The 26,829-nt window shown below is 60.0% G+C and carries 26 protein-coding genes and 2 pseudogenes; 14 read left to right on the top strand and 14 right to left on the bottom strand.

The annotated features are described in order from the left end of the window. Positions 1 to 68 precede the first annotated feature (68 nt). Positions 69 to 1,190 carry a DUF3472 domain-containing protein gene (locus tag KHU30_RS07555; protein WP_211441932.1) on the top strand — a complete coding sequence of 374 codons (1,122 nt, stop codon included), beginning with the start codon at positions 69 to 71 and terminating at the stop codon, positions 1,188 to 1,190. A gap of 126 nt (positions 1,191 to 1,316) precedes the next feature. Here KHU30_RS07555 and KHU30_RS25710 read toward each other — a convergent pair. Further along, positions 1,317 to 1,523: pseudogene (locus KHU30_RS25710) on the bottom strand (hypothetical protein); the annotation flags it as partial. Between the two features lie 351 nt (positions 1,524 to 1,874). Here KHU30_RS25710 and KHU30_RS07550 point away from each other — a divergent pair. The 6 genes from KHU30_RS07550 (at position 1,875) to KHU30_RS07525 (ending at position 8,849) form a co-directional block, all read left to right on the top strand. Continuing rightward, positions 1,875 to 4,703, top strand: coding sequence for a xanthine dehydrogenase family protein molybdopterin-binding subunit (locus KHU30_RS07550; protein ID WP_211441931.1), 2,829 nt, complete (start codon positions 1,875 to 1,877; stop codon positions 4,701 to 4,703). Further along, on the top strand, positions 4,700 to 5,251 hold the full coding sequence (locus tag KHU30_RS07545; RefSeq protein WP_211441930.1) for a (2Fe-2S)-binding protein: 552 nt from the start codon (positions 4,700 to 4,702) through the stop codon (positions 5,249 to 5,251). The genes KHU30_RS07550 and KHU30_RS07545 overlap by 4 nt, the downstream gene beginning before the upstream one ends. Further along, positions 5,248 to 6,546: a c-type cytochrome gene (locus KHU30_RS07540; protein ID WP_211441929.1), complete on the top strand. Its 1,299-nt coding sequence runs from the start codon at positions 5,248 to 5,250 to the stop codon at positions 6,544 to 6,546. Before KHU30_RS07545 ends, KHU30_RS07540 begins: the two co-directional genes overlap by 4 nt. A gap of 96 nt (positions 6,547 to 6,642) precedes the next feature. Further along, the gene (locus tag KHU30_RS07535; RefSeq protein WP_211441928.1) at positions 6,643 to 7,644 is read left to right on the top strand and encodes an XdhC family protein; all 1,002 of its coding nucleotides are present in this window, start codon (positions 6,643 to 6,645) and stop codon (positions 7,642 to 7,644) included. Between the two features lie 57 nt (positions 7,645 to 7,701). Next, positions 7,702 to 8,031, top strand: a complete 330-nt coding sequence (locus KHU30_RS07530) for a DHCW motif cupin fold protein (protein ID WP_211441927.1) — start codon at positions 7,702 to 7,704, stop codon at positions 8,029 to 8,031. A gap of 149 nt (positions 8,032 to 8,180) precedes the next feature. Then, entirely contained in the window at positions 8,181 to 8,849 is a 669-nt protein-coding gene (locus KHU30_RS07525) for an energy transducer TonB (protein WP_211441926.1), read from the top strand. Positions 8,850 to 9,184: 335 nt separating this feature from the next. On the opposite strand, the gene KHU30_RS07520 is transcribed toward KHU30_RS07525, so the two are convergent. The 8 genes from KHU30_RS07520 to KHU30_RS07485 form a co-directional block, all read right to left on the bottom strand. Further along, positions 9,185 to 10,528, bottom strand: a complete 1,344-nt coding sequence (locus KHU30_RS07520) for a TAXI family TRAP transporter solute-binding subunit (protein WP_230427225.1) — start codon at positions 10,526 to 10,528, stop codon at positions 9,185 to 9,187. Between the two features lie 76 nt (positions 10,529 to 10,604). Beyond that, positions 10,605 to 10,949: a zinc ribbon domain-containing protein YjdM gene (locus KHU30_RS07515; RefSeq protein ID WP_211441925.1), complete on the bottom strand. Its 345-nt coding sequence runs from the start codon at positions 10,947 to 10,949 to the stop codon at positions 10,605 to 10,607. A 139-nt stretch (positions 10,950 to 11,088) separates the two neighbouring features. Continuing rightward, positions 11,089 to 11,733: a thiopurine S-methyltransferase gene (gene tmpT, locus KHU30_RS07510; protein ID WP_211441924.1), complete on the bottom strand. Its 645-nt coding sequence runs from the start codon at positions 11,731 to 11,733 to the stop codon at positions 11,089 to 11,091. Positions 11,734 to 12,075: 342 nt separating this feature from the next. After that, a complete protein-coding gene (locus tag KHU30_RS07505) occupies positions 12,076 to 12,567 on the bottom strand; it encodes a (R)-mandelonitrile lyase (protein WP_211441923.1) in 492 nt (163 codons plus the stop codon). Next, complete coding sequence (locus tag KHU30_RS07500) at positions 12,564 to 13,022, bottom strand: carboxymuconolactone decarboxylase family protein (protein WP_230427224.1); 459 nt, start codon at positions 13,020 to 13,022, stop codon at positions 12,564 to 12,566. Before KHU30_RS07500 ends, KHU30_RS07505 begins: the two co-directional genes overlap by 4 nt. 43 nt (positions 13,023 to 13,065) lie before the next feature. Then, complete coding sequence (locus KHU30_RS07495; protein ID WP_211441922.1) at positions 13,066 to 14,121, bottom strand: alpha/beta hydrolase; 1,056 nt, start codon at positions 14,119 to 14,121, stop codon at positions 13,066 to 13,068. Positions 14,122 to 14,225: 104 nt separating this feature from the next. Continuing rightward, entirely contained in the window at positions 14,226 to 15,650 is a 1,425-nt protein-coding gene (locus tag KHU30_RS07490; protein ID WP_211441921.1) for an MFS transporter, read from the bottom strand. Positions 15,651 to 15,746: 96 nt separating this feature from the next. Further along, positions 15,747 to 16,511, bottom strand: coding sequence for an SDR family oxidoreductase (locus KHU30_RS07485; protein ID WP_211441920.1), 765 nt, complete (start codon positions 16,509 to 16,511; stop codon positions 15,747 to 15,749). Positions 16,512 to 16,722: 211 nt separating this feature from the next. Here KHU30_RS07485 and KHU30_RS07480 point away from each other — a divergent pair, with 211 nt between their 5' ends. After that, positions 16,723 to 17,634, top strand: coding sequence for a LysR family transcriptional regulator (locus tag KHU30_RS07480; protein ID WP_211441919.1), 912 nt, complete (start codon positions 16,723 to 16,725; stop codon positions 17,632 to 17,634). Between the two features lie 26 nt (positions 17,635 to 17,660). Here the strand turns inward: KHU30_RS07480 and KHU30_RS07475 are convergent. The 3 genes and pseudogenes from KHU30_RS07475 to KHU30_RS07465 all read right to left on the bottom strand — a co-directional run. Further along, positions 17,661 to 17,885, bottom strand: a pseudogene (locus KHU30_RS07475) (MFS transporter); the annotation flags it as partial. Between the two features lie 26 nt (positions 17,886 to 17,911). Further along, entirely contained in the window at positions 17,912 to 18,433 is a 522-nt protein-coding gene (locus KHU30_RS07470) for an LIC_13387 family protein (RefSeq protein WP_211441918.1), read from the bottom strand. A gap of 86 nt (positions 18,434 to 18,519) precedes the next feature. Beyond that, positions 18,520 to 18,966: an SRPBCC family protein gene (locus KHU30_RS07465; protein WP_211442266.1), complete on the bottom strand. Its 447-nt coding sequence runs from the start codon at positions 18,964 to 18,966 to the stop codon at positions 18,520 to 18,522. A gap of 402 nt (positions 18,967 to 19,368) precedes the next feature. Between KHU30_RS07465 and KHU30_RS07460 the strand changes: the two genes are divergently transcribed. The 3 genes from KHU30_RS07460 to KHU30_RS07450 all read left to right on the top strand — a co-directional run bounded on the left by KHU30_RS07460 (position 19,369) and on the right by KHU30_RS07450 (position 20,828). Further along, a complete protein-coding gene (locus KHU30_RS07460; protein WP_211441917.1) occupies positions 19,369 to 19,893 on the top strand; it encodes a GlcG/HbpS family heme-binding protein in 525 nt (174 codons plus the stop codon). A gap of 125 nt (positions 19,894 to 20,018) precedes the next feature. Next, the gene (locus KHU30_RS07455; protein ID WP_211441916.1) at positions 20,019 to 20,228 is read left to right on the top strand and encodes a hypothetical protein; all 210 of its coding nucleotides are present in this window, start codon (positions 20,019 to 20,021) and stop codon (positions 20,226 to 20,228) included. Between the two features lie 24 nt (positions 20,229 to 20,252). Continuing rightward, positions 20,253 to 20,828, top strand: coding sequence for a DUF1439 domain-containing protein (locus tag KHU30_RS07450; RefSeq protein WP_230427223.1), 576 nt, complete (start codon positions 20,253 to 20,255; stop codon positions 20,826 to 20,828). A gap of 12 nt (positions 20,829 to 20,840) precedes the next feature. Here KHU30_RS07450 and KHU30_RS07445 read toward each other — a convergent pair whose 3' ends face one another. Further along, positions 20,841 to 21,677, bottom strand: a complete 837-nt coding sequence (locus tag KHU30_RS07445; protein WP_211441914.1) for a GNAT family N-acetyltransferase — start codon at positions 21,675 to 21,677, stop codon at positions 20,841 to 20,843. A gap of 196 nt (positions 21,678 to 21,873) precedes the next feature. Here KHU30_RS07445 and KHU30_RS07440 point away from each other — a divergent pair, with 196 nt between their 5' ends. After that, a complete protein-coding gene (locus KHU30_RS07440) occupies positions 21,874 to 22,890 on the top strand; it encodes a COG3904 family protein (RefSeq protein ID WP_211441913.1) in 1,017 nt (338 codons plus the stop codon). A gap of 26 nt (positions 22,891 to 22,916) precedes the next feature. Here the strand turns inward: KHU30_RS07440 and KHU30_RS07435 are convergent, their stop codons facing one another. Next, positions 22,917 to 23,837 (bottom strand): LysR family transcriptional regulator, encoded by a 921-nt coding sequence (locus KHU30_RS07435; protein ID WP_211442265.1) that lies wholly within the window; start codon positions 23,835 to 23,837, stop codon positions 22,917 to 22,919. Positions 23,838 to 24,007: 170 nt separating this feature from the next. Here KHU30_RS07435 and KHU30_RS07430 point away from each other — a divergent pair, with 170 nt between their 5' ends. Both KHU30_RS07430 and KHU30_RS07425 read left to right on the top strand, forming a co-directional pair. Further along, positions 24,008 to 25,231 (top strand): ABC transporter substrate-binding protein, encoded by a 1,224-nt coding sequence (locus tag KHU30_RS07430; RefSeq protein WP_211441912.1) that lies wholly within the window; start codon positions 24,008 to 24,010, stop codon positions 25,229 to 25,231. An 84-nt stretch (positions 25,232 to 25,315) separates the two neighbouring features. After that, the gene (locus tag KHU30_RS07425; protein ID WP_211441911.1) at positions 25,316 to 26,815 is read left to right on the top strand and encodes a CoA-acylating methylmalonate-semialdehyde dehydrogenase; all 1,500 of its coding nucleotides are present in this window, start codon (positions 25,316 to 25,318) and stop codon (positions 26,813 to 26,815) included. Positions 26,816 to 26,829 lie beyond the last annotated feature (14 nt).

Raw genomic sequence — 26,829 nt, 5'->3', positions numbered from 1 at the left:
CATTCGTCAACGACTGCCTCATGATCATTTGGTGTCCACCATATGATGACCTTTCAAAAGGAACAAAAATGAACTGGCTTCTTAAGTTGATCCTCAGTGCAGTGTTGATATCAGGCAGTTTCACTTCTGTTGCAGCATACGCTGTTGTCGCTGGCGGCATGGCTGTAGTTGACCGGAGTTGGCCACAAGTTTCGGATGGATATAGCGATATGGAGTTCACGATTACCATCACTAAGGAACCTGGGTATGACGGTAGAACTTATTGGGCACATCAATGGGACTATACCGGGAGTAAGGAAGGGGGTTACGTCGGCCTGCAAAGCACGAGTGGAAATAATAAGATATTGAATTTCGCTATTTGGGGGGCTACGGGGTGGCAAAATTCGGAAGGGGCCAATTGTTCGAATTTCGGTCATGAGGGAAACGGAGTGCAATGCTCGACAGATTACCTTTGGGAAGAAGGCACTACTTATCAAATTCGAATAGAGAAATCCGGAGATAGCGGGTGGACTGCATCTATAAAAAATACCTGGACTAATGCAAGCAAAGTTGTCGCAACCATTCTTGTCCCGCAGAGCTATGGTGGGCTGGCGAGCCTTTCTGAATGGGTTGAGAATTTTGCACAAGGCGATGACCAACATCCATCTTGTTCCGCCGTACCTCAGGCAATAGCGGTATATGGCATGCCAAAAGCTAACGGAGGTACGGTGAGTCCGAGCGGGAGCAACACTTACACCTATGGTAATTGCGCCGCAATAGCAAAAACGGTGTGTACAACGGAGCAAGTTTGTACGATGAGCGTCAATCCAAGTCCATCTTTAATACAAAAACAGTTAAAGAACGAATCCAGCGGATATTGCCTTGATATGTTGGGCGGCGGGTCGGTGGCAGGACTATGGCACTGCACGAACAATAATAATCAGGTATTCACACAAGATGATAATTTCCGCTTTCATCAATCCAGCAACGACGGGTTTTGTTTAACTGCTGACAGTAATGATGTTGTTAAGACCTCAGTCTGCAACAATAGTGCACACCAGCAGTGGTTGAAAGTAAACCGTACTGGAACTTTTTTCAATGCAGGCACCGGGCAATGCATGGATCCACGTAATAATGCTGCGTTAGAGGCCCCAGTTGGTGTATACCAATGCCTAGGTAATGATTTTCAACGTTGGAGCACAATCCCATGACAGGCCCGGTGGGTGTGATACGCCGATGAGGGAGATCGAGAATCCCACCTGCCGCCTGATTTCGTGCCGGCCGGCGGCAAGCCTGCCTGTGGAGACCTGATGACAGCAACAGGCAAGCAGGAAATGGCGGCCTACGCCGCCGGCCTGCATATCCTGGACGAGGGCGACGATTGCCGCCAGGGCGGCACGTCGAACTGATCGTCGTATTTTGCATTGTCGGGACAAATCTGCGGGATTCTTTCCTCGGCGCGCCGCTAGGAAGCCATCCTTGGTCGCCATCAGGTCCGGCTCGAACACGCTAGCGCCGTCTTCAATCGCCTGAGTATGAGGGGGCAGGGGCAGGAGACTTGTTCGTATCATGGCCGGGGCGAACGAGGGTAGCAGAAGTGGCCAATTCCACGAGTCGGTTGCGACATTGAAATGACAATTATTCAATAAAAGAAGATTCGTAATAGCTTGTTTTATAACAATTAAATACAAAAGCGATTGCGATTGCCTTCAAATCACCTATTCTCATCATGTCATAGTGATGATGTTGTCCATTCTCCAACGTAATAAAATGCCGACCCCCAGATGAATGCCCGGCAGGGGCTTTCGCTGGATCTTACGAACATGCGCAACCATCGCCGGCAGTTGAAACGGCGGCGGCGCTGAGGCTGTTCCCTGGTTTTTGAGGAGAAATACATGACAAAACTCGACCTTTCGCGTCGCAGTTTTTTGAAGGCCAGCGTAATCGCCGGAGTCTCGGTTTACGTAGCGCCCATGGGCGGCAAGGCATTCGCCGCCCTGTTTGAAGAAAAAATCCTGACGCCCATCCAGTGGGACAGCGGCAACGGTCATGTCAAGTTTCGCATCGACGGCATTGCCAAGGTCACAGGCGCCAAGGTGTTTGCCCGCGATGTACGCGCGCGCGACATGCCGCACTGGCCGAACCAGCAAGCCCATGCCTTCATCCTGCGCGCCACCAAGGCGGACCGCAGCTTCCTCGGTTTTGACCTGAGCATGCTTGGCGACGAATTGATGCCGGACCGGGTAGTCACCGCTGTCGACCTGGCGCGCGACGGCATCGCCTTCCCAGTCTTCTATGGCGAAGACATGCTGCTGCCGGCCGGCAAGACTCCCGCATACCTGGGGCACGCCGTGGCGATCCTGATCTACAACGATTTCGCCCGTTTCCGTTTCGCCAAAGACAAGCTGCAATTCAAGGATGAAGTCATCAAGTACGGTCCGGTGACCGGCCCGCTGGAGCGCGATCCATGGGGCAGCTTCCGCTTCGTGCGGGTGGGCGGCGCGACATCGTTCGACGACGATGTCTTCTCCAGCCTGAAGAATGCGCCGGTATTCCCGAGCATGATGCGCAAGCACCAGCCGGTCTGGCCGGACGGCCAGGAGCACGGCAAGCTGGGCGAGCAGGGCATGTTCTACGCCGCCCAGATCCAGGAACAGCTGGACCACCCGCCGGCCGACTGGCTGGTCATGGAACGCAACTACAATACGCAGTCGATAGATACCGCGGCGCTGGAGCCGGACAACGCCAACTGCTGGTACGACGCTGCCAGCCAGGCCCTGCACATGGTCGTGCCGACGCAATCGCCGGCGGAAGTGGTCGAGAGCGCCATCGAGATGATGAAGAAGGGAAAATTCCCTCTCAAGAAGCTGTTCCTGCATCCTTGCTATACGGTCGGCTACGGCTCCAAGGATCACTACAATTTCCCGTTCTACGGCCTGCTGACTTCGCTGTATGCGGACGGCAAGCCGGTGCGCCTGGCCAACGACCGCTACGAGCAGTTCCAGACTTCGATCAAGCGCCACGCCTTCAAGATGCACTACCGCATCGCGGTCGACCGCAAGAGCGGCTTGCTGCAATCGTTCAAGGGCGAATTCGAAGCCAACGGCGGCGGCCGCGCCAATTTCTCGCCATCGGTGGCGATGGTGGGCGCAACGGCAGCGCAGTCGATCTACTACTTCCCGAAGAACGACCTGGCGGCGGTCGCGATTGCTACTCGTGCAATCGACGCCGGTTCGGCGCGCGGCTACGGCACCTTGCAAAGCATGGCGGCGACCGAAATGATGATCGACGAGATGGCTGAAAAGCTCGGTCTCGACGCCATCGATTTCCGCCTGAAGAACGCGCTGCGCTCCGGCATGAAGAACACCCAGGGCGCGATTCCGGCGGGCGCCATCCGGGTCGACGAAGTGCTGCAAAAAGCCAAGCTGCATCCGCTCTGGGTCAACCGCGCCAAGAGGAAAGCAGAGTACGAAGCCAGCCATCCGGGCTACCGCTACGGCGTCGGCTTCGCCTGCGTACAGAAGGATTTCGGCACCGGCGCCGAAGCGTCGTTCGCCAAGGTCGAGATCAGCGCCGACGGCCAGATCCACCTGTCGCACAGCGCGGCTGAAATCGGCACCGGCATGTCGACTTCGCAGGCGATCGCCTGCGCCAAATGGCTGGGCAAGCCGGCCCATGAAGTGCGCACCTCGATCACCGATTGGAGCGATCTGCCGGTGGTCACCAGCGGCGATCCTTATATCATGAGCCAGGCCGAGCAAGACAAGCTGGCGGCCAATCCGCGCTGGTCGCCGGGCTATTCCTCGCCGGCCAGCGCCACCAATTCGGCTTTCTACTTTACCCACAGCACGCGCGAAGCGGCGCGCGTCATCTTCATGCACGGCCTGTGGCCGGCGGCGATGGCGATCTGGAGCCAGGGCATAGGCGGCGGCCAGGCGGCGCCGTTGGTGGTGCGGGTGGAAGATGCGCGCTGGGTCGACGGCAAGCTGTCGGCCGCCGGCCTGCAAGCGCTGCCCTACGAACAGCTGGTCAAGAAAGCCCATGAGCTGGGGCTGGTGACCGGCGCCACGGTGCACGTCTTCAATCGCTGGCAATGGACCGAAGCCGATTTCGAAATTCTCGGAAAGCTGGTGCGGGTACCGCTGGACGGCTTGTCGGTGCGTTACGGCGAGGGCGCCGCCAAGGCGCAGCAAGCCAAGATGACTACCAGCGGCGGCTACGAAGTGCTGAACCGCAAGAAGGTCTTGATCCCGCCGACCCAGCGCAACAACGCCGCCGTGACTTACTACAGCGCGGTCGGCACCCTGGTCGAGCTGGCGGTGCATGAAGCCAGCGGCAAGGTCGAGCTGCTGACCCATCATTCGATCATGGAATGCGGCAACCAGATCTCGCCGCAGCTGGTCTCCGGCCAGCTGCAGGGCGGCCTGGCGATGGGCATCGGCCATGCCTTGCACGAATACCTGCCGCTGTACGAAGACGGTCCCGGCAACGGCAGCTGGAACTTCAACCGCTACCAGCTGCCGCGTGCCAAGGATGTCGCGGTCTGGAGCCAGACCAGCGAGGTGCTGCCGCCGCTGACCGAGACCGATCCGCCTAAAGGCATCGCCGAAGTGGTGATGATCCCGGTGGTCGGCGCCATCGTCAACGGCATCGCCCACGCCATCGGCCACCGTTTCACCGATCTGCCGGTAACCCAACAAAATATCCAGGAGGCTCTGGCATGAGCATGACCATACACCCCATCACCATGCATATCAACGGCAAGCCGGTCGGCCCGGTGCCGGTGCCGGAAGGCATCATGATGATCGATTTCCTGCATGAATACCTGGACCTGACCGGCTCGCGCCTGGGCTGCGGCCAGGGTCTGTGCCGCGCTTGCGTGGTGATCCTGGACAAGCCGGACGGCACCAGCGAAGAAGTGCGTTCCTGCATCACCGGCGCCCATTTTTTCGAAGGCAAGAAAGTGCGCACCGTGGAAGGCCACGCCCAGCGCAACGAGCAGGGCGAAGTGGTGGCGCTGTCGCCGATCCAGCAGAAATTCCTGGAGCACTACAGCTTCCAGTGCGGCTACTGTACGCCTGGCTTCGTCAATGCCGCCACGGTCCTGGTGGAAAAGCTGAAACGCCAGCCGGTCAGCAAGGCGCAGCTGGATGACGTCATCACGGAAGGCTTGAACGACCACATCTGCCGCTGTACCGGCTATGTCCGCTACTTCGAGGCGGTCAAGGAAGTGGTGCTGAGCACGCCGGGACTGGTGAAGGACGCCAAATGATGATCAAGCCTCGATATCTTCTTCGCACGGTCCTGCGCGGCCTGGCGCTGCCGGTGCTGGCGGCAAGCCTGCTGGCCGCCTGCGACGGCGGCAGCAGCTCGGCGGCGGCATCCGCCCAGGCCGCCGGCCAAAGCGCGGTCAAGCCCGGCAGCGCTGACCAGGTCGCCCTCGGCCGCTACCTGGCCAAGGCTGCCGATTGCGCCGCCTGCCACACCACGGCCACCGGCGCGCCTTTCGCCGGCGGCGTCGAGCTGGCTTCGCCGTTCGGCAAGTTCTACGGCTCCAACATCACGCCCGACAAGGAACACGGCATCGGCAAGTGGAGCGCCGACCAGTTCTACAAGGCGCTGCACGATGGCGTCACGCCGGACAAGCATTTGTACCCGGCCATGCCTTATACCTCCTACCGCTCGCTGACGCGGGCCGACAGCGACGCGATCTATGCCTACCTGATGCAGCAAAAGCCGGTGGCCGTGCCAACCCGCGCTCCGGACTTGAAATTCCCGTACAACATGCGCTTCGGCATGATGTTCTGGAACGTGCCTTTCCTCAAGGACCAGCTGGCTGATGCGTCCGTCGGCAAGTCGGCCATGTGGCAGCGCGGCCAGTACCTGAGCAATGCGTTGGGCCACTGCGCTGAATGCCATACGCCGCGCGGCGCTTTCGGCCAGCTGGATCTGTCGAAATCGCTGACGGGTTCTGCGCTCGGCCGTGTCGCCGCACCGAACATCACGCCAGCCGGCCTGGCGGCGGTGGGCTGGACTGCAGCGGATTTGCAGACCTTTTTCGCCAGCGGCATCGCACCCCAGGGTTCGGCTTACGGCGAAATGTTCCCGGTAGTGCATCTGAGCACGCAATACCTGAGCAAGGATGACCTCGCCGCGGTGACGACTTACCTGATGGGCGACCAGCCGCTGCCGCCCGAGCCGGTCAAGGCCGTCACGGCGGACGCGATCGAACTGGATGCCGGCAAGCGCCTGTACACCGCGGTGTGCGCCGGCTGCCATGGTTTCCAGGGCGACGGCAAGCCGCATGTGGCGGTGGCGATGAAGGGCAATTCGACGGTGCGCAACGCCGATCCCCATAACCTGATCGTCGCCATGCTGGACGGCATCGAAGCGCAGAAATTCCCTGGCACCGAGAGCCTGCAGGACATGCAGGGATTTGCCGGCCAGCTGAACGACAAGGAACTGGCGCAGCTGGCCAATTTCCTGCGCGCCACCTGGGGCGGCCAGTCGGCCAGCATCACTGCCGATCAGGTCAAGGCGTTAAGGCTGAGCGCTGCTGCACATTAACCGGTCGCCGCCGGCAGTTCGACAGGATCCACCGTGCAAGCGGTCGATCCTGTTTTTCATTACACTGGTGAGAATTGAAAGAGGAATCAAGCGAGCATGAATGCAGTCGACTATCAAGTATTGAAGAGCGCCGCCGCCTGGCTGCAGCAGGGTAAGCGGGTCGCCATGGTGACGGTGGTGCGCAACTGGGGCTCGGCGCCGCGGCCGCTCGGGTCGCTGTTCGCGATTACCGATGCCGGCGATTTTACCGGCTCGGTTTCCGGCGGCTGCATCGAAGACGACCTGATGCAGCGCTTCGCCGCCGCCTTCCCGGAAAAAATCGAACTGGTCCGCTACGGCATCAGCGCCGAACAGATGCGCCGTTTCGGCCTGCCTTGCGGCGGCACGCTGGAGCTGGTGATCGAGCCGCTCAGCTCAGCCGCCGCGCTGACGCCTTTGCTGGAGGCCGTCGGCGGCCGCCGGCTGGTGCAGCGCCGCCTCGACATGCGCAGTGGCGTGGCCACTGTCGAAGCCACCGCCGCCGATTTCGCGCTGCGTTTCGATGAAGAAGAATTGCTGCAGGTCTTCGGGCCGCGCTGGCGCCTGCTGATCATCGGCGCCGGCCAGGTCTCGGAATACCTGGCGCAGATGGCGCCGGCGCTGGATTTTTCTGTCTACCTGAACGATCCGCGCGAAGAACAGCGCCGCAACTGGCAGGCTGACGACGTCACCTGGCTGGACGGCATGCCGGACGATGTCGTGCTGGCGTTCAAGCCCGACCGCCGCACCGTCATCGTCACCCTCAGCCATGATCCGAAAGTCGACGACATGGCGCTGATGGAAGCGTTGAAGACGGATGCTTTCTACGTCGGCGCGATCGGTTCGATGGCGAGCACCGAAGCGCGCAAGGAAAGATTGCTGACGCTGGACCTGAGCAGCGAGCAGATAGCACGGCTGCATGCGCCGATCGGCATGCAGATATGGAGCCGCTCGCCGGCGGAAATCGCGGTGTCTGTGCTGGCCGAACTGGTGCTGTTGCGCAACCGCGGCAGCGTGGCGGCATCGCCCTCCAGCTGCGCTGTCGGCGCCAACGATGTGCGGATGGTCGAGCGGCCCTGAACGCCAGGGTTTGACCGCTTCCGGCGGCATCGATATACGCAAAAATCCAGGAAAACCATGAAGATGACTGATATCCCTTTCGGAACCACCGACTGGGCAAGCGTGGAACGGACTGAACACAAGGGCGAAAGCGGGATGGCCTACTGGCGCACCCGCCATTTCGGCGAAATCCGGGTGCGCATGGTCGAATATACGCCGGGCTACCTGGCCGACCACTGGTGCAGCAAGGGGCATGTGCTGTTCTGCCTGGAAGGAGAACTGGAGACGGAACTGGAAGACGGCCGCAAGTTCGTGCTGAAGCCGGGAATGAGCTACCAGGTGGCGGATGGCGCCGAGCCGCACAGGTCGTTTACCGCCGTTGGCGCCAAGCTGTTTGTGGTCGATTAGGCTGTGAATATTGCAGCGCACCCTTTACTGTGGCGCCTAAGCTGCTAGTATGAAATTAGACGATCCGCAACAAATCAGGACATCGGCGGCTGGCTTGCCGCCGGTGCCAGAATCGTTAAAAAGCCAGGCGAGCAGACAGGAGTCCGGCAATGGATTTCACGCTGGAACAGGAGCGGCCGATCAGGAAGCTGGTCGGCGTCAGCATTGTCGTCTTGATGCATATCGCGGTCGTATATGCACTGGTGACAGGTCTGGCCCGCAAAGTGGTGGAGGTGATCCAGGAACCGGTGATCACCAAGATCATCGCTGAAATCAAGCCTCCGCCGCCCCCGCCGCTGCCCGACAAACCGACACCGCCGCCGCCGAAATCCACCGCGCCGCCGCCGCCGCCGTATGTGCCGCCGCCTGAAGTCAAGGTAGCGCAGCAGCCACAGGAAAATGTGATTGCCGCCGTCACCAGCGTCAAGCCGCCGACCAACGAGCTGCCGACTTCTGTCGCCCAGCCTTCTCCCGCGGCGGCAACGACCGCGCTCGCCGGGCCAGAGCATACCAGCGCGCGCGTGAGCGGCAATTGCGAAAAGCCGGAATACCCCAGGACTTCGCTGCGCAATGAAGAAACCGGGACGGTGAACGTGAAGCTGATCATCGGCGCCGACGGCAGCGTGGTCGACGCTTCGATTGAAAAAAGCAGCGGCTTCAAAGAATTGGACCGCGCTACCTTGAAAGCCTGGAGCCTTTGCCATTTCACGCCTGCAATGGCGGACGGCCAGCCGGTGCAGTCGACTACCCGCATGCAGTATGTCTGGAAAATGGAATGAGCCGGCAGGACAAGACCGGAAGCATGCCGCTTCCCGGCCCTGGTCTTATTTGCGCTTCGGCCGGATGTCGCGTTATCTGTCCCAGTGACCGCTCAATTCGCGCGCCGCGCGGCTGCCGACCTTGAAGGCGGCTTCCAGCGAGGGCAGGCAAGCGGAACATCTGCCCGGTCAGCCGGTCGCCCTTGATCGCCTTCGGCGACTGTTGCTGCGATACGAATAGTTGTCTTTTTGATATTGTTCGCGACGGCGTGCCGGTGCAGTCCGAGACGAGAATGCAATATGTCTGGAAACTGGACGGTGTAGCGCTGCTGCAGCAGCCTGCCGCAGCGCAAGATCTATTCCTTGGTCTTGCCGGCAACCTGTGAAATCCTGTCGCGCACTACGCGGATCGCCTGCTTGAGCGTGTACACATCCTGGAAATAACGCTGCGGGATCCGGATCTGGCTAGCGTTGGCGTCGATGTTTTCGATATCCTCGCGCCACTGCGCAATCTGTTCCGGACTTGGCTGTTTGTTTTGCCATATCTCATCTTCCAGCGACTTGATCTCCCGATACCACACCACCAGCCGGTTTTTCATGCGCGCCTCCACCATGCGCGGCAAAGCCTGCAGCAGGCCGAACAGCAAGGCCATGAAAGGCAGCAGGATCAGCAAACGCCGCTCGATGAAACTGGCCAGCCAGAACGGCAGGTAGCGCTGCAGGAAAGGGCGGCCGGATTTGAAGTAGCGCGTGCTCTCGTCCGAGACGGGGAAATCATCGGTGTTGAGGTTGGGGAACACGCCGCGCGGCGTGAAATAGTCTTCGCGCGCATGCGCGGCGTTGGCCGCTTCCAGCAGCAGGTAAGCCAGCGCCGGGTGCAGCGTGTCCTTGGAAACCAGCAGCGCGGTCGCCGCCAGCAGGGTGACGTCGGCTTGCGGCAGGTCGTTGACGACGCTGGTCGAGGCGCGCGGGAAGATGATCTTGGAAAGCGAAGGAAATTTCAGCACCAGCGCATCGGCCTGGGCAAAGCTCATCAGCTTGAGGTCGCTGTTGAGCAGCATTTGCTGCATAGGCGCATCCGGCCGGCCGATGAAGAAGGCGGCGTCCAGCTGGCCGCTTTCCAGGCTTTGATAGGCCTTGTAGGCATCCATTTCCTGCAGGCTGGTGTTATCGGCGCTGACGCCGCTGTGACCCAGCAGCACCCGCGAAACCGTCAGCAGGCCGCTGCCGGGAACGCCGATAGAAATCCGCTTGCCGCGCAGCTGCGCCAGCCGGTTGACGACGGCGTCGCCGCGATAGAAGACCCAGATCGGCTCGTACGATACGGCGGCGATGGTTTGCAGCCGGTCTTCGGGCGAGGGCGCGGCGGTGCCGGACTGGATGAAGCCGACTTCGTATTCGCTGTCTGGATCCTTCAGCCGCTGATAGTTTTCCACCGAACCGGAAGAGCTGCGGATATCCAGGGTGATGCCTTCGCGCTTCAGCAGCGGCGCGTAACGGTCGGCGAAACCGGCGTAGATGCCTTTGTCGGCGCCGGTGGTGATCACGATGGTGCGCTGGATCGCCGGCTTGAGGACGACTGCCAGGCCCCAGCCCAGCAAGGCCAGCAAGACGATTCCGCCGAAGATCAGGAAGCGCAGCCGGCGCGCCGTCATGGGCGGTTTGTGGATGCGGTGCAGCGCTGGATTGTGTCTCGGCATGGGCTATGGAAAGCGCTTGGTTGGGCAACTCGGAAACCAGACTGCGGCTTGGGAACCGGTCAAGGCTCCCGTGCGATTACACCTTTTTGACGAACTCCGATTTCAGGCTCATGGCGCCGAAGCCATCGATCTTGCAGTCGATGTCGTGGTCGCTGTCGACCAGGCGGATGTTCTTTACCTTGGTGCCGACCTTGACCACGCCGCCCGAGCCCTTCAGTTTCAGGTCCTTGATGACGGTGACGGTATCGCCGTCCTGCAGGATATTGCCGACAGCGTCGCGGTAAACCTTGGCGCCGTCGCCGGCGGCATCGGCCGCCGCCTGCTGCGGCCACTCGTGGGCGCACTCCGGGCAAATATAGAGGCCGCCGTCCTCATAGGTGAATTCGGAGCTGCATTTGGGGCAGGCTGGCAGAGTGCTCATGATCTTGTCTTTCGGAGTAAGGCTGTCGCCGTAAAAAGCCAACAGTATACAACCTGCCGCGGGGAGTATCGTCAACCACCTGCTGCGTCACCAGGCCGGGGGGTGGCCCAGGATATCCGCACCGATTCGAATCAGCACATTATTTGTTGGCTTTCTGGAGCAACCAGGCGGTCTCCGTCGACGCCACTTTCCCCTTCAATCCACCCGCGACATCCCTGTTTTCGACTAGCGTCAATTGGTAAGCAGCGCCATAGCGTTGCTTTACTTCGTCACCGTTGACCGAAAACGGCGGACCATCCATCAGCGCTTGCTCGTATTCGTAAGTGATCAGCAATTGCGGTGCCGCGCCGGTTATTTTCATCAGGTACGACGCATATTTCTCTCGTGCGGAAAGGGGCAGGGCAACTAACGCCGCACGATCGTATATCGCGTCTATAGGCCCGAGATATTCGGCAGACACGTCAAAAATATCCCCTACCAATATGTCGATATCTTTGGCGCTGTAACGTGTCAATTTCCCGACTTTGGATATTTTCGGCTCCAAGGCAAGTTCTTTAAACAATTCGCTGACGGCATGTCCGCTCAATTCTGCTCCGGCAACTCGATAGCCGCAGGCAAGCAGCCATGCAATATCACGTGTCTTGCCGCACAAGGGCAGGAATACGCGACTGCCATTTGCCGGATGCAATTTTTCAAAATGTGCTGTCAGCAGCGGGTTTGCCTCGCTCTCATGAAAATTGATCTCGCCTCGTTCCCACTTTTTATGCCAAAAACTTGCTTCCATATCGGCTCCTTGAATTCCTGATGTGTTGATATATAAGCAACGTGAGGCCAACTTAATGATTCAAGCAATGTGTGAAGTTGGGTTGCGGGCCAGGATACAAGTTAAAGTGGGCTTTAAGTCAAGCCATAATTGCGATAGATGAAATGACGGATATAGCTGAACGCGATAATCAGTAAGCTTGATAGACGGCTTTGACCGATATGTGCGCGCGTGCGTCAGGCGCGGACGCTGATGATCGTTGCCTGCATGGGCGACCATTTTCCACGTGGGGGCCCGACAAGGTTCGGACTTCATTACGTGCTTTTATGCGCTTACAAGAGCTTGAAGCGTTGGGAACGCGGTTCAATTGGATTCGGTATCCGTGCTTGCGCGGTATTGTTCGTCGGTGGTTTTCTCCATCCATGTCACGGCTTTTCCATCGAGCGATTCCGCGATTGCAATATGTGTCATGCCAGTTGCAGGCGCGGCGCCATGCCAATGTTTGGTATCCGGCGGAATCCATACGACATCGCCTGCCCGAATGCGCCGGATCTTCCCGCCCCACTGCTGGACCAATCCCGCTCCCGCAGTGACAATCAATGTTTGTCCCAGAGGGTGGGTATGCCACGCGGTGCGTGCGCCGGGTTCAAAGGTAACGATTGCGCCACCGACTCTTGCCGGCATGGCGGCCCGAAATGGAGAGTCGACGCGCACCGTGCCGGTGAAATTGGCAGCCGGCCCGACGGTTGAGTCTTGCGAGCCGACTTCGGTGACTGTAATTTTTTCATCCAGTCCGCCGGACACGGCAGAGTTGGCAATTAACGAGGCTGCGGCCAATGCGACGTAGCTTTTCATGGTATTCCCTTCTTGTCTTCGACAGGTGTTTTTTTAAAAACTTCTCTAGCCACCGAAATTGCAGTCACGGCATTTGGCCATCCGGAATAAAACGCCAGATGCGTGATCGTTTCAATGAGTTCTTCTTCACTCAGCCCGTTCTCGCGCGCTAAGGCAAGATGGGCGCGCAGTTGATCCGGGCGATTCATGGCGACAAGTGCACTTACGGTGATGAGGCTGCGATCCCGTTTGGATAACTGGGGCCTCTGCCATACGTCTCCGAACAAGACATCGTCCGTCAGTTCCGCCATCTTAGGGGCAATGTCGCCCATCAGCTGTTGAGCCCGCGTCGGTTGCCAGCTAGCGCTGGTCTCTGTGACAGCAGCAGGCGCCGCGCCCTGGGCATGCGCCTCGACCGACAGGCCGCAGAGCATCATGCTCGCTGCGTGGAAGAGGCTGATTGCGCGATGTTTCAAGTATTTCTCCCGAATGATTCCTTTGGGGCGTCCGTCGTTCGCTCTAGAGGGTTCTTGCATAAAACTTGGCCAGTTTTCCCACGGCGGCGTCCACATACTTAGGCACCCAATAGGTTTCAATATGCGTTGCGCCATCGATTTTGAACAGCTCTTTATCCTTGGTTCCGGATGCCTTGGCAAAGGCCTGCTCTGTCATGTACAGGCTGTCGGCTTTGCCGCCGGCGATCATCAACAGCGGTTTGTCAATCAGATCAATGTGATCCGTGGCATCGAAACTCATCAGGTCCAACAGGCTGCTCAATGTATATTTAGGATCCGAATTCGGGTGGGCATGGGTTTTTCCGTAATATTCAAATCCTTGGCGATACATTTCAAACGGAAGCTTGGCAATTTTCTCATCGGTCAATTGCACGTTGTTCGCATAGAGGACTTCCCCGCCAGCGGCTTCCTGGGCGCGGGCATTGGAGGCCTGCTGAAGGCGTTCTTGAATGGTGGATAGTTGTGAATCCATGAAGCCGTTGCGGCGAACCATTCCGGAGTTGAACATGCTCAAGGTCGCAACCGATTTGAATCGCTTGTCTGTTTGCGCCGCTGCCAACGAGTACCCGCCGCCGCCGCAGATGCCGAGCAAGCCTAAACGGGCCTGATCTACGCCAGGATACCGGGTGATGAAGTCCGCCATTCCATGGATATCCTCAATACGGTTTGCTGGCTTGTCCGTATTGTGCGGCTGGCCTCCGCTCGCGCCTTGATACGCTGCATCCGCGGTGATCGCGATGTAGCCTTGTTCCGCCAGCCTCTGGGCATACAAGCCTGCCGTTTGCTCTTTCACCCCGCCATTCGGATGCGCCACTACCACGGCGGGATAGGTTTTCTTCGGATCGTAGTTGGCTGGGGTATAGATGTTGGCGGAAATATCCAGGCCGTTCAGCTTGTAAGTGACCGGATGCATATTGACCTTGCCCGGTAGATTTTGGGTAATTGCGCCCTCGTAGACCAAAGTGAAGGGATTCTTTCTGTAATCCGCCGCGTCGGCCTGGCTTGCCGAGACCGCAACCGCCGCTGCCAGGACGATGGAATTTAAAGCTTTGTGCACCATATGAATGCTCCTTGTTTGTAAAACTCAGGTTTCAGAAAATTGGATGGGCTGTTGTCGCCATTGCGGTTTGCCCGCGTGCGATGAGGGCAATGACGGTGATCTGGTTATATGTTTCGCCCCGTATTGCGTCGAGCGACGCTGAACAGGGCAATAATCAATGCCAGCGCCAGGAGAACTGCGCCGGCGGACATCACCGTCGCAATACGATGCGCAAGGTCAACCCGGCTGTCGGCAATGCCGGCGCCTCCGGCAGACGCAAAGACGACAATCAGCGTCGCCAGGCCCAGGGAGCCGCCCAGCTGATGCGCCACATTCACCAGGCCCGAAGCAGCTCCCGCATCTTCCGCAGCAATCCCGGCAACACCGGCAACCGTGAGTGGGCTGAGCGAGGCGCCTTGTCCGGCGCCAATGAGCAGCATCGGCAACGCGATACCCGTTAAATAGGAGGTATCTACAGTGACCTGTCCCAGCCATGTCATGCCGATGACTGAAGTGGCAAGGCCCGCAACAAGCAAGCGGGAATTACCGAAACGCTGCGCCAGCCTTGGCACCATCATCGCTACCGCAAAATTCATCAGCGTCGCAGGCAGGAAGGCCAGTCCCGCTTGCATGGGCCGCATGCCCAATATGCCCTGCAAGAACTGTGTGGTGTAAAACCAGAAGCCGATCATGCCGCCGAGGAACAGCATTCGCGACAGATAGGCGCCATTGCGCGAAAGATTGGAGAACAAGCGCAGTGGCAATATTGGCTGCTGCACCCGGGACTCGTTGAAAACGAACAACGCCAGCAAAATCAGACTGGCTCCCAGCGTCGCTACCGTCTGCGGGTGGCTCCAGCCGCGCGCGGCGGCATTGACCAGGCCATAGACCAGAGCGCTCATGCCAAGCGTTGAGGTGACGGCGCCCACGATATCCAGCTGGCCCGAGCGGCGCGGCGTCTCCTGGATATACTTGCGCGCCGCCCAGATCAGCGCCATGCCGATCGGCAGGTTCAGGAAAAAGCCGACGCGCCAGGAAAGCAGGTCGGCCAGGACGCCGCCTACCACCAACCCAACGCTGGCGCTGATGCCGGCCGTCGCGCCATAGTATCCAAGCGCCCGGGTGCGCTCGGGACCTTCCGCAAAATTTGTCGATAGCAACGCCAAGGTGGATGGGGCCAGAATGGCAGCGCCCACACCTTGTATCGCGCGTGCGCACACCAGCCAGGCAGGGGTTGCTGCCAGTCCGATCGCCATCGATGCGCCGGTGAATACGGCCAATCCAGTGATGAGCATTGCGCGTCGGCCAAGGATGTCTCCGGCACGCGCACCCAGCAACAGCAAACCGCCGAACGTCAGGGTGTATGCGTTTTGCACCCAGGACAAGGCTGTGGCGGAAAAGCCCAGGCCGTCACGAATTTTCGGGAGACCGGTAATCACGATGGAGACATCCAGCACGATCATCAGATAACTCAAAAGAATGATCGCCAGCAAGGGGACTCGATGTACCAGGCGTACTTCCTCAAACCGATTGAAAGTAGTCGCCTTCATGGACAGCCCATATTCATGCCGTCGAGTCCAGACGAGAAGGCTTCGATGCCGTCAAGACCAAATTGATGCTTCTGCATTTTTTCATATTTACAAGACTCAACCTTCCTGGCGCGTTGGCCGGAATAGAATTTCGTTCACATCGATTTCCGGCGGCTGACTGATGGCGAAGGCGACGGCACGCGCAAAGGACTCCGGCGGGACTGCATATTCTTCATAGAACTTGCTGATAAAGCCCGCGACATCCGGCTCAGTCACGCTGCCTGGAAGATCTGTGGCGACGGCGCCTGGCGAGATCACGGTGGTCCGCAAGTCATACGGCTTCACTTCCTGGCGCAGGCCTTCCGAAATCATCAGCACGGCGGCTTTGGTTGCCGCATAGACGGCACTGCCGGGCCGGACCTGACGACCGGCAACCGACGAGACATTAATGATGTGGCCGCTTTTCTGCCGTTTCATATGCGGCAGCGCTGCCGCGATGCCATGCAAGACACCCTTGATATTCACGTCGATTGTCTGGTTCCAGTCTTCGATCTTGAGGCGTTCAAGAGGGGAGTGAGGCATCAGTCCGGCATTGTTGATCATGACGTCAATGCGCCCAAAGGAAAGCACTGCTGTGTCGACCAATGCTTTCACCGCTTCGTGGTCGGTGACGTCGGTTGCGACTGCGATGGCCTTTCCGCCGGCGCGGGTCAATTCTTCCGCCAATGCCTGGATGCGATCCGTACGTCGAGCGCCTAGCGCAACTGTCGCACCCAGCGCGGACAAGTGCCGGGCGGTGGCTTCACCTAGCCCGCTGCTTGCCCCGGTGATAACGACGACTTTTCCTTCGATGTTGTTGCCAGTTGGGTTGCGGGTATCCATGCAATTTCCTTTTGAGGTGTCACGGCCAACGCGTCGCCGTGCGGGCGAGAGCGGATCGATCGGTGAGTGAAGCGGGGCGCACATGAGAAATGCTCGATGCCGACAGGCACCGTTGGGCGCCTGTCGGCGTTCTGTCGGATGCAGTATAGGTTGCTGCGCAATGCTCAACAATCCAGTAAGATATGTACAATCTATTGAGTAAAATTCATCTATGCTGCAAGCAGGCTTATCCGAACTCACAGCTTTTGTTGCTATCGCAGAACAGAAAAGCTTTCGTGCGGCCGCGCGCGAGATGGGGGTCTCGCCATCGGCATTGAGTCACGCCATGCGGAACCTCGAAGAGCGGCTTAACGTGCGATTATTTAACCGGACAACCCGCTCTGTTGCGTTAACCGAGGCCGGCGAGCAATTGCTCCGACGTGTCAAACCTGCTATCACCGATCTGACGGACGCAGTGAACGAAGCCGCGTCTGTTATCAATCGTCCTTCCGGTTCGATACGCATCAGCGCAGCCGAAGCCGGCGCCAAGCCCCTGGTGCGCCACGTACTTCCAGACTTTCTGAAGAAATATCCAGATATTCATGTGGAAATCGTTGTGGATACAAGATTCGTGGATATCGTGGCCGATGGTTTCGATGCAGGCATGCGGATATTGGAAGATGTGCCGCGCGACATGATCGCTGTCCGACTCGGCCCCGATATGCGGTTCGCTGCAGTTGCGTCGCCGGATTACCTCGCCAGGCACGCACCGCCGAAGACGCCGCAGGATCTGGAACACCATCGGTGCATACGCTTTCGGTTCGCGAGCGGCGCACTCTATCGCTGGAATCTGGAGCGCCAGGGAACAAACGTGAACATGGATGTCGCAGGACCAATGACGCTTGGCAATACCAACCTGATGGTCGATGCGGCATTGGCTGGAATTGGTATCGCTTGGGTGCCGGATTATCACGTGAAAGAGCATTTGCTGTCGGGTCGCCTGATTCAGCTGCTTCCCGAGTGGAGTCCCTCCATGCCGGGCCTGTGCCTGTATTACCCGGCCAACCGCCATCCGCCGACGGCGCTGAAACTGTTTACGCAGGCTGTGCGGGAGTGGGCAGGCATTGACCAATCCACACAATGAAAATCAGCAATCAAGCGCTTGGTACGCTACTCTTTTTGCTGCAGCTTTTCCGGCAAACCGTACATCAGGATCAGTGCGCATAACAAGGTCATGCCGCCGATCGCATACAGCGCCGGCGTAGTGCTGCCGGTGAGATCCTTGATGCTGCCCACCATCACCGGACTGACAATGCCGCCGAGCTGGCCCAACGTGTTGATCAAGGCGATCCCGCCGGCCGCACCGGCTCCCGTGACGAGCTTGGGCGGAAGAGATTGCTTAATGCCACGTGAAGGAAGTGTCAGGTCCAGCGGATAATGAGCGCGAGGGTATAGAGGATGGTTGCCAAGAGGGTGCCCCGAAACGGGATGCGGAAAAAATACCTCTTGGCGAGGAAGACGTAGCCGAACAGCAGTATCAGGCCGAGCAAGAGCAGAAAGACGGACTGGAACAGGAAGTCGCTGTGCGCAAGGGCCAGGTAGCCATACACGGCGCCGAACAGGATGAGGCCGTAGCTATGACTGGCGTTGAAGCCGACCCAGGCCTTCCACATCGTTGTTTGGCGCGTGATAACGGGCGAGACCTCTTGCATGCGCGTTTGCAGTTCACGATCGCGGGGGAACAGCTTGGGACCGTAGAAGGTGTACAGGAGATGCAGGAGGCCCAGCAGCAGAATGATCGCTGCACTGGCAGCGACGAGCGGAGGTGCGATGGCGTTCATGGCTGCGCCTGCCTGCGGCGCCAGCACCGGCAATGTGTACCTGGGCGGCTGCCGCAGCCACCTGACCGCGAAGAATTCCATGATCGGCACCTGGGCAGCCATGTATGGCTCGGTCCAGCACAGTAACCGTCGATTGCAATCGCAAAGCTCTGGACCCGAAGTCTCGGCATAGTATTCCTCGCAACTGGTTATCCGGAAACCTCAGCCTCAACCAGTTGCGCAAGAAGAGTGAGCGATTCCTGCCATCCAAGATAGCAAGCCTCGGGTGGAATGGCTTCCGGTATGCCTTCTTGCACAATGTTGACTTCAGTGCCGCAGAAGACCTTTTGCAAAGAAATCGTCGTTTGCATCTCCCCCGGCAAATTGGGATCGTCGAATTTGTCCGTATGCCGAATTCGTTCGTTGGGTATTAGCTCGAGATATTCCCCGCCAAAGGAATGGCTATGTTTCGTGGCGAAGTTCGTAAACGACATTTTGTAAGTGCCGCCGACTTTGGCGTCGATATGGTGGACCTTGCCAGTGAACCCGTTTGGTGGGAGCCATTTAGTCATCGCGTCGGCATCAAGAAACGCCCGGTAGATTCTCTCTGGAGGTGCCCGGAGTACGCGATGAAGACGGATTGTGTTCGTAGCCATGATTTCTTTACCTTTCCCTGTGCTGTGATGACGAACTTCGATATGGGACGCAGTATTGCAGGATAGCTCTGGCTGCCGCGGCATGGCTCCGCCGCGGGTCAAAGTCTGAGGCTGGCATGCCGCCTGCGTGTCCGGGATCTCGATGCCATTTTTGTACTGCACTCAATTTCCGCGAAAAGCTGCAAATCAGGATTTACCGCATTAGCATACACCTGAGGCGCCTGACTGACTGAAATGGCGCGGCTGTCGCGGGGCGGCAAATCCGCGTGCATCCAAGATGAGCAAATGCCCCTTGCGTGCCGTCCAGCGTGGCGCTACAGTGGGAACACCCGGCCCGGCGTGCCAAGCGCTCCGACACAGCCTCAAGCACGCGGCTCCCGCCAACCCATGGGAGATGATGCGATGCAAAACCTCATCCAGATCGCGTGCGCTGCCTGCCTGGCAGCGGCAACCGCCGCGACGGCGCAAACCCCGGCCCCGCAACCCCCGGCGGGCGGGACGCCCGACAAGATGCCATTCGAGATTCCCTATGGCGCCGCGATCGGCCTGGACAGCGCGAAGAAACTGCTCATGATTGCGGAAACCGAAGCCAGGAAACACGATTGGAAAATGAATATCGCTGTCGTCGATCCGCATGGCGAACTGCTCGCGTTCGAGCGCATGGACGGTGCGCAATTCGCATCGATCGCGATATCGCAGAACAAAGCACGCACGTCCGCCAGATTTCGCCGCGAAACCCGGGTCTTCTACAACCAGTCTGAGACCGGGCATGGATACGTGCAAACGCTGGATGCGCAGCTGGTGGCATCGCCAGGCGGGTTCCCGCTGGTAGAAGGAGGGAAGCTTGTCGGCGCCATCGGCTGTAGCGGCGGCACAGGCGATCAGGACGCCGCCGTGTGCAAGGCTGCAGCCGACACGATCAAGTAGTGCGCGCCGTTGTTCGCGGCAGCTGAGGGCATCGAGGCAGGCGTCAGCGACGTCCAGGCCACCGGCACTCTGCTGCGCGGCATCACCGCCCACATGCTGTTCCAGCATGTCGCCAGGGTGCGCGCATGATCGGCACTGTCGGCAGCGCGCTCCTGCCGCTCAACGAGCTTGGCCCCTACCGTTCCATCAAGCGGCAAGACCGCCGGCGGCGTCATCCTGCTGCCTGCTTGACTGGTGGACTGGTGGACTGTTCTGGCCGTTTGCCCGAAATTGAATTATTCCGGACCGGGCCGGTCGAAGTTCCGCTAGCTGGAAAAATGGCATCTGCCATCTGACGTTTGAAAGTGACAAGAATGGCTATGGAAATAACTTTGAAGCGGCGCATGCTGATCAAATCGCTGCTGGCGCTGGGCGCGTTCGGCGCTGCCGGCGGCGCCTGGGCCGGCTACAACATCTGGTCCAATGAATACACGTTTACGCAGCAACAGCTGCAGAGCGCCATCGAGCGCAAATTTCCGCTGCGGCTGCGTTATGCGGAAGTGTTCAACGTCGATTTGAAAAACCCGCTGCTGAGCCTCAATGCGCCGCAGAACCGGGTCGTCACGCTGGTGCATGTCAGCGTGCTCAGCCCCTTGCTGCTGGCGGCGCCGCTGAACGGCAATATCACCTTGAGCAGCCGCCTGAAGTACGACAAGGCAACGCGCGCCATCCGTCTTGACAGCCCCACCGTCGACACCATCGATTTCAGCAGCGTGCCGCCGCAATACCGGGAGCAGCTGAGCCAGATCGGCGCCATGGTTGCCGAGCAGGTGCTGAAGGATTACCCGATCTATACCTTTACCGCCGATGAACTGCGCCTGAGCGGGAAAGCCTTCGAGCCCGGCGAGATCACGGTGCAGGCGGACGGCATCGCGGTGCAGATCAATGAAACCTGACGGGACGCTAGCTTAAGCCAGGCGCTTGCTGAAAGTCGCCTTGGCGTAGGCCAGGCTGAAGCCCGCGCGTTCGGTGTTGCGCGCACTGGCGTTGGCCGGCCGGGCGGTGACGCTGGCCAGCCTGCAGCCGGCTTCGCGCGCGGCATCCAGCCTGGCGTGCAAGAGCGCCAGCTGCACCCCGCGTGCGCGATAGGCAGGCAAGGTGCTGGCGATGTACAAGTGCGCCAGCAAGCCGGCGGGCGTCTCGATCAGGCTCATCCCCGCCGTGCCGGCGATCTGGCCGTCTACGGTCGCGGCAAACAGCCGCGTGTCGCTGCGTCGCAACGCGATCTGCGCCAGCGCTTCCAGCAAGGCGGGCGGGCGCTTGACCGCCTGCACCGAAAATCCCGCGACCGAGTGCGTTGCAAACCTGGCGGCTACCCAGGCCTGGTCGCCGATTATTTCAATGCCGTTGGCTGCGGCGGTGCGCACATCTGCTGCAGCCAGGCTGCGCACATAAGTATTGCTGAAGGCATTGACCGCATAGCCGTGTTCTGCCAAAAGCGCCAGCGTCCCGCTGTGCGCATGCGGACAAAGATCTATCTGCGTCTCCAGCCCTTGCGCGGCATACATGCTTTCCAGTCCGGCCAGTTCTGCTGCCTGCAGCGGCGCATCCATGCCGCAGCCGGTGACGTGGTTGAGCTTGCGCCCGAAGGCCGGATCGGTCAGCGCCGCGATGCCGCCGGCGACGGCAATAGCCCGGGCGCGCGGGTTTCCGCTCCACTCACGGTAAGCGTCGGTCTGTCTGCTTAAATGGCTGGCTTCGGCAAATTCAAGTATTTGGGCAAGTTCGGGGCCGGTCAGGATCATGGCGGGATCGGGGCAAGAGAGATGAGGGAAATTACTTCGGCACAGGCTTCATTGTGTTCTATTATTTTATGCAGAGCGCAAAGACACAGCTCATATTCCCGAATGATAAATGAGAACGGACCCCATGATTTCGATGCTGCGCAGTCTTGTTGGCGTTTCGATATTCCTTTGCGCGGCCGGTGCCGGTGCCGCTGTCATGGCAGTGCATCTGGACCAGCCGGGCCGCGCCGCGGCGGACGGCCTTGGCGCATCGTGGATCATGAGCCTCGATGGCGAAATCGATGCCGCTGCGCCGGCGCGGGTAAAGGCAGCTCTGGCGCGGACCGGATCGGCAGGCGTGGAAGTCTATCTCGATTCGACCGGCGGCGATCTGTTCGCCGGCATGGAAATCGGCCAGCTGCTGCGGCAGGCACGGGCCAGCACGCATGTCGGACGCTATATGGCGGGGCGCGGCACTCAAGGCGGCGCCGGCCTGGCGTCAGCCGCGCCCCGGCCGGGTGTCTGCTACAGCGCCTGTTCGCTGGCCTTCCTGGGCGGCGTCTACCGCTATGTCGGCGAGGGGTCGCAATACGGTGTGCATCGCGTATCGCGCACCTCCGGGCCCGCTGCCGGCGACCTCGATACCGGGCAGATCGTGTCGGCCGGCATCGCGCATTACATCCGGGTGATGGGCGTAGGACAGGGTTTGCTCGATCTGCTGGTGCAGCAGGGCGAACACGGCATCTACCTGCTGAGCGATGCCGAGCTGAAGGCGCTGAATGTGGTCAACAACGGCCGTCAGCCTGCCGACTGGTCGCTGGAAGTGACCGATGGCGGCGAATACCTGCGCGGCATGCAGGACACAGAATACGGCCGCGGCAAAATCGCCTTCCTGTGCGACCAGCAAAAGATCCAGATGTTCACCTTTTACCAGGCCGGCGATAAAGCCGACGCCATGGCTGTCGGCCGCTGGGCCCATTCGCTATTGCTCGACGGCGGCATGGTCGCCTTGCCTGATCCGGACAGCGTGGTGGCTGACAAGGGCGAGCTGCAAACCTTCTTCACGCTGACGCCGGAGCAGGCCGGCCGCATAGCAGCGAGCCGCTCGGTCGGCCACGCCATGCAGGTCGCGCGCGACGACGCCGCCTTCTTCGGCTTCAAGGTGGATATCCCGGGAGCCGCTTCTCAAAAGGTGCGCGCCTTCATCAATCACTGCGTGGCGCCGCGTTCGTAGCGCCGTAATTTTCCCGCGCTTCCGCATCAGTCGGCCTGGCAGATCATCTCGCGCGACTCGCCCATCAGGTAGGGGCGGTTGGGTTCGATCACCTCGCGCAGATAACGCCATAGCGCCGCCACCCGCGCCACATTGCGGGTTTCGGTGGCGGCCACCAGCCAGAATGCGCGCTGGATATCGACCTGGCCATCCAGCACCGGCACCAGGTCCTCGCTTTGCTGCGCCAGGAAGCAGGGCAGGATCGCCAGCCCCTGGCCGCTGCGCGCCGCCGTGTACTGGGCGATCACGCTGGTGCTGCGGAAGGCGCGGTGGGCGGCCGGGGCGACGTTTTCCTTGTAGCGCAGCTCTTCGCTGAACACCAGGTCGTCGACATAGCCGATGAAGGCGTGCTGGCTGAGGTCCTGCAGTGTCTTGATCGGCGCGTGGCGGTCCAGGTAGGAGCGGGTGGCGTACAGCTTGAGCAGATAGTCGGTCAGCTTGGTGACCACATAGTTGCCGCTCTGCGGGCGTTCGATGGTGACGCCGATGTCGGCTTCGCGCTTGGAGAGGTTGACGAAGCGCGGCACCGGCAGCAGGTCGACCGTGATGTGCGGATGGCGTGCGCAGAAGTGCGCCAGGTGCGGCGCCAGCACGAAGGTGCCGAAGCCTTCGGTGGCGCCCAGCCGCACCTGGCCCGACAGCAGGCGGTTGTGGCCGCTCAGTTCCTCGGCGGCGGCGTACATGGTGCTTTCCATCTTTTCCGCGTATTCGATCAGGCGGTGGCCTTCGGCGGTCAGCGTGTAGCCCTGGTTGTTGCGCTCGAACAGCTGGCTGCCGATCTGTTCTTCAAAGCGGCGCATGCGGCGCGATACGGTCGAGTGGTCTATGCCAAGTTTCTTGGCCGCTTCCACCAGTCCCTGGCTGCGCGTCAGTTCCAGGAACACCCGCAGGTTGTCCCAGTCCAGCACGGCATTTGTCGGTTTCACCTGCATCTCCTCGCTTTGCAAAAATGCAAAGCCATTGTGGATTATTGTCTATTGTTTCAATAATAATGCACATGCAGAATGTCTCTACAGAAAATTTTATAAAAACGACGCAGAGCGGGCATTGCGTGCCACCCTGCAAACAGGAGACAAGGATGACAAAGCGCAGGCTGCTTGCAGCTGGTTCGGCCGTGGTCTTTTCGTTAACGGGTTTGCTGGCGCTCGGCCAGGCGCGGGCCCAGGACAGCGACGTCTACAAGGTCGGCATCCTGACCGATATGTCGGGTCCGTATGCGGCGATGGGCGGGGCGGGCTCGGTGGCGGCGGCCAAGATGGCGATCGAGGATTGCATGAAGGCCGAATGCAAGGGCATGAAAATCGAGCTGCTCACCGCTGACCATCAAAACAAGGCGGACATCGGCGCTTCCAAGGCGCGCGAATGGCTGGACCGCGACAAGGTGGACGCCATCGCCGACCTGACCAATTCCTCGGTGGCGCTGGCGGTGCAAAAGCTGATCCGCGACAAGGGCGGCATCGCCATGTACGGCGGCCCGGCCACCACCGTGCTGACCAACGCCGAATGCGCGCCTAACGGCTTCCACTGGATGTTCGATACCTATTCGCAAGCGGCCGGCGCCGCTGCCGCCTTGACCAAGATGGGGCAGAAATCCTGGTATTTCGTTACGGTCGACTACGCCTTCGGCCAATCGCTGGAAAAAGATGCGGGCGATGTCGTCAAGAGCCTGGGCGGCACAGTAGTCGGTTCGGTCCGCCATCCCTTGAACGCCAGCGACTTCTCCTCCTTCCTGCTGCAGGCGCAGAGTTCGAAAGCGCAAGTGATCGGCCTGGCCGATGGCGGCCAGGATACGGTGAATGCGATCAAGGCGGCACGCTCGTTCGGCGTCGGCAGCAAGAACCAGCGCCTGGCGGCACTGCTGGTGTTCCTGTCGGATGTCCATGCGCTTGGCCTCAACGATGCCCAGGGCCTGGTCTACACCGACGGTTTCTACTGGGATTTCGACAACGATACGCGCGCTTTCTCCAAGCGGTTTGAAGCGCTGAACAAAGGCAGCAAGCCGACCATGGTGCATGCCGGCGTCTACTCCAGCGTGTATCACTACCTGAAAGCCGCAGCTGCCGCCAAGTCGCACGACTGGAAAGTCGTGACCCAGAAGATGCGCGAAATTCCCATCCACGATGCGGTCATGCGCAACGCTTCCATCCGTGCCGACGGCCGCGTGATCCATGACATGTATCTGTACCAGGTCAAGACCCCGGCCGAATCGAAAGCGCCTTGGGATTATCTCAAGCTGCTGTCGACCATCCCGGCGCAGCAGGCGTTCAAGCCCATGGATGCTTCCTGTTCCTTGACCAAATAAAAATGCCGTTCGGCGCTGAGCCGGACGGCGCCTGTTTTTGCTTATTTTTGTCTGCGTTCTGTTTTTCATTTGAAGGAAGTCATCATGTCGATCCCAAACGTTCCGCTCTACATCGGCGGCAAAGCCGTACAGTCCACCAGCACTGAATGGCGCGACGTCCTCAATCCGGCCACCCAGGAAATCGTGGCGCGGGTGCCGTTCGCCACCAAGGCCGAAGTCGACCACGCGGTCGCCAACGCCAAGCAAGCCTTCGCCAGCTGGCGCAATACCTCGCTGGCGCAGCGCATGCGCATCATGCTCAAGTTCCAGCAGCTGCTGCGCGAAAACATCGCGCCGCTGGCCGAGCTGATCACCCGCGAACACGGCAAGACGTTGCCGGATGCCGAAGGCGAAGTCATGCGCGGCCTGGAAGTGGTCGAGCATGCCTGTTCCATCACCTCGCTGCAGATGGGCGAGCTGGCGGAAAACGCCGCCAGCGGCGTCGATGTCTACACCATCAACCAGCCGCTGGGCGTGGGCGCCGGCATTACCGCTTTCAACTTCCCGGTGATGCTGCCTTGCTTCATGTTCCCGGTGGCGGTCGCCTGCGGCAATACCTTTATCCTCAAGCCCTCCGAGCAGGATCCGTCGTCGTCGCTGTTCCTGGTTGAACTGGCGCAGCAGGCCGGCTTGCCGCCGGGCGTGCTGAACGTGGTGCACGGCGGCCCGGACGTCGCCAACATGCTGTGCGATCACCCTGACATCAAGGCGATTTCCTTCATCGGCTCGACCAGCGTCGGCACCCATATCTACCGCCGCGCCAGCGAAGCCGGCAAGCGCGCGCAATGCATGATGGGCGCGAAGAACCATTGCATCGTGCTGCCCGACGCCAACAAGGACCAGGCCATCAACAACCTGCTGGGCGCGGCCTTCGGCGCGGCTGGCCAGCGTTGCATGGCGAACTCGATGGTGCTGCTGGTCGGCAAGGCGCGTTCCTGGCTGCCGGAAATCGTCGAACGTTCGCGCGGCCTGAAGATCGGCCCGGGCAGCGACCGCCAGGCGGATCTCGGCCCGATGGTGTCGAAAGCCGCCAAGGCGCGTACCGAGCGCCTGATCGGATCGGGCGTGGAGCAGGGCGCGCAGCTGCTGCTCGATGGCCGCAACTGCCAGGTGGCTGGTTATCCTGACGGTAATTTCGTCGGCCCGACGATTTTCGCCGGCGTTACCGAGAAAATGGATATCTATACGCAGGAGATTTTCGGCCCGGCCATGTGCGTGGTCGAGCTGGAAACGCTGGATGAAGCGATCGCCTTCATCAACGCCAATCCGAACGGCAACGGCACGTCGATCTTCACTTCCTCCGGCTGGGCCGCGCGCAAGTTCCAGAACGAAATCGACGTCGGCCAGGTCGGCATCAACGTGCCGATCCCGGTGCCGGTGGCGTACTTCAGCTTCACCGGTTCGCGCGCCTCGAAACTGGGCGACCTCGGTCCTAACGGCAAGCAGGCGGTGCAGTTCTGGACCCAGACCAAGACCGTGACCGCGCGCTGGTTTGCGCCGGATGCGGATGGCGGCGAGATCAATACCACCATTTCGATGAAGTGACGAGGCAGCCTGCC

Source organism: Collimonas humicola (genome assembly GCF_018304945.1).
Classification (GTDB): Bacteria; Pseudomonadota; Gammaproteobacteria; order Burkholderiales; family Burkholderiaceae_D; genus Collimonas; species Collimonas humicola.
This window is presented reverse-complemented; position numbering and strand designations above follow the sequence as displayed.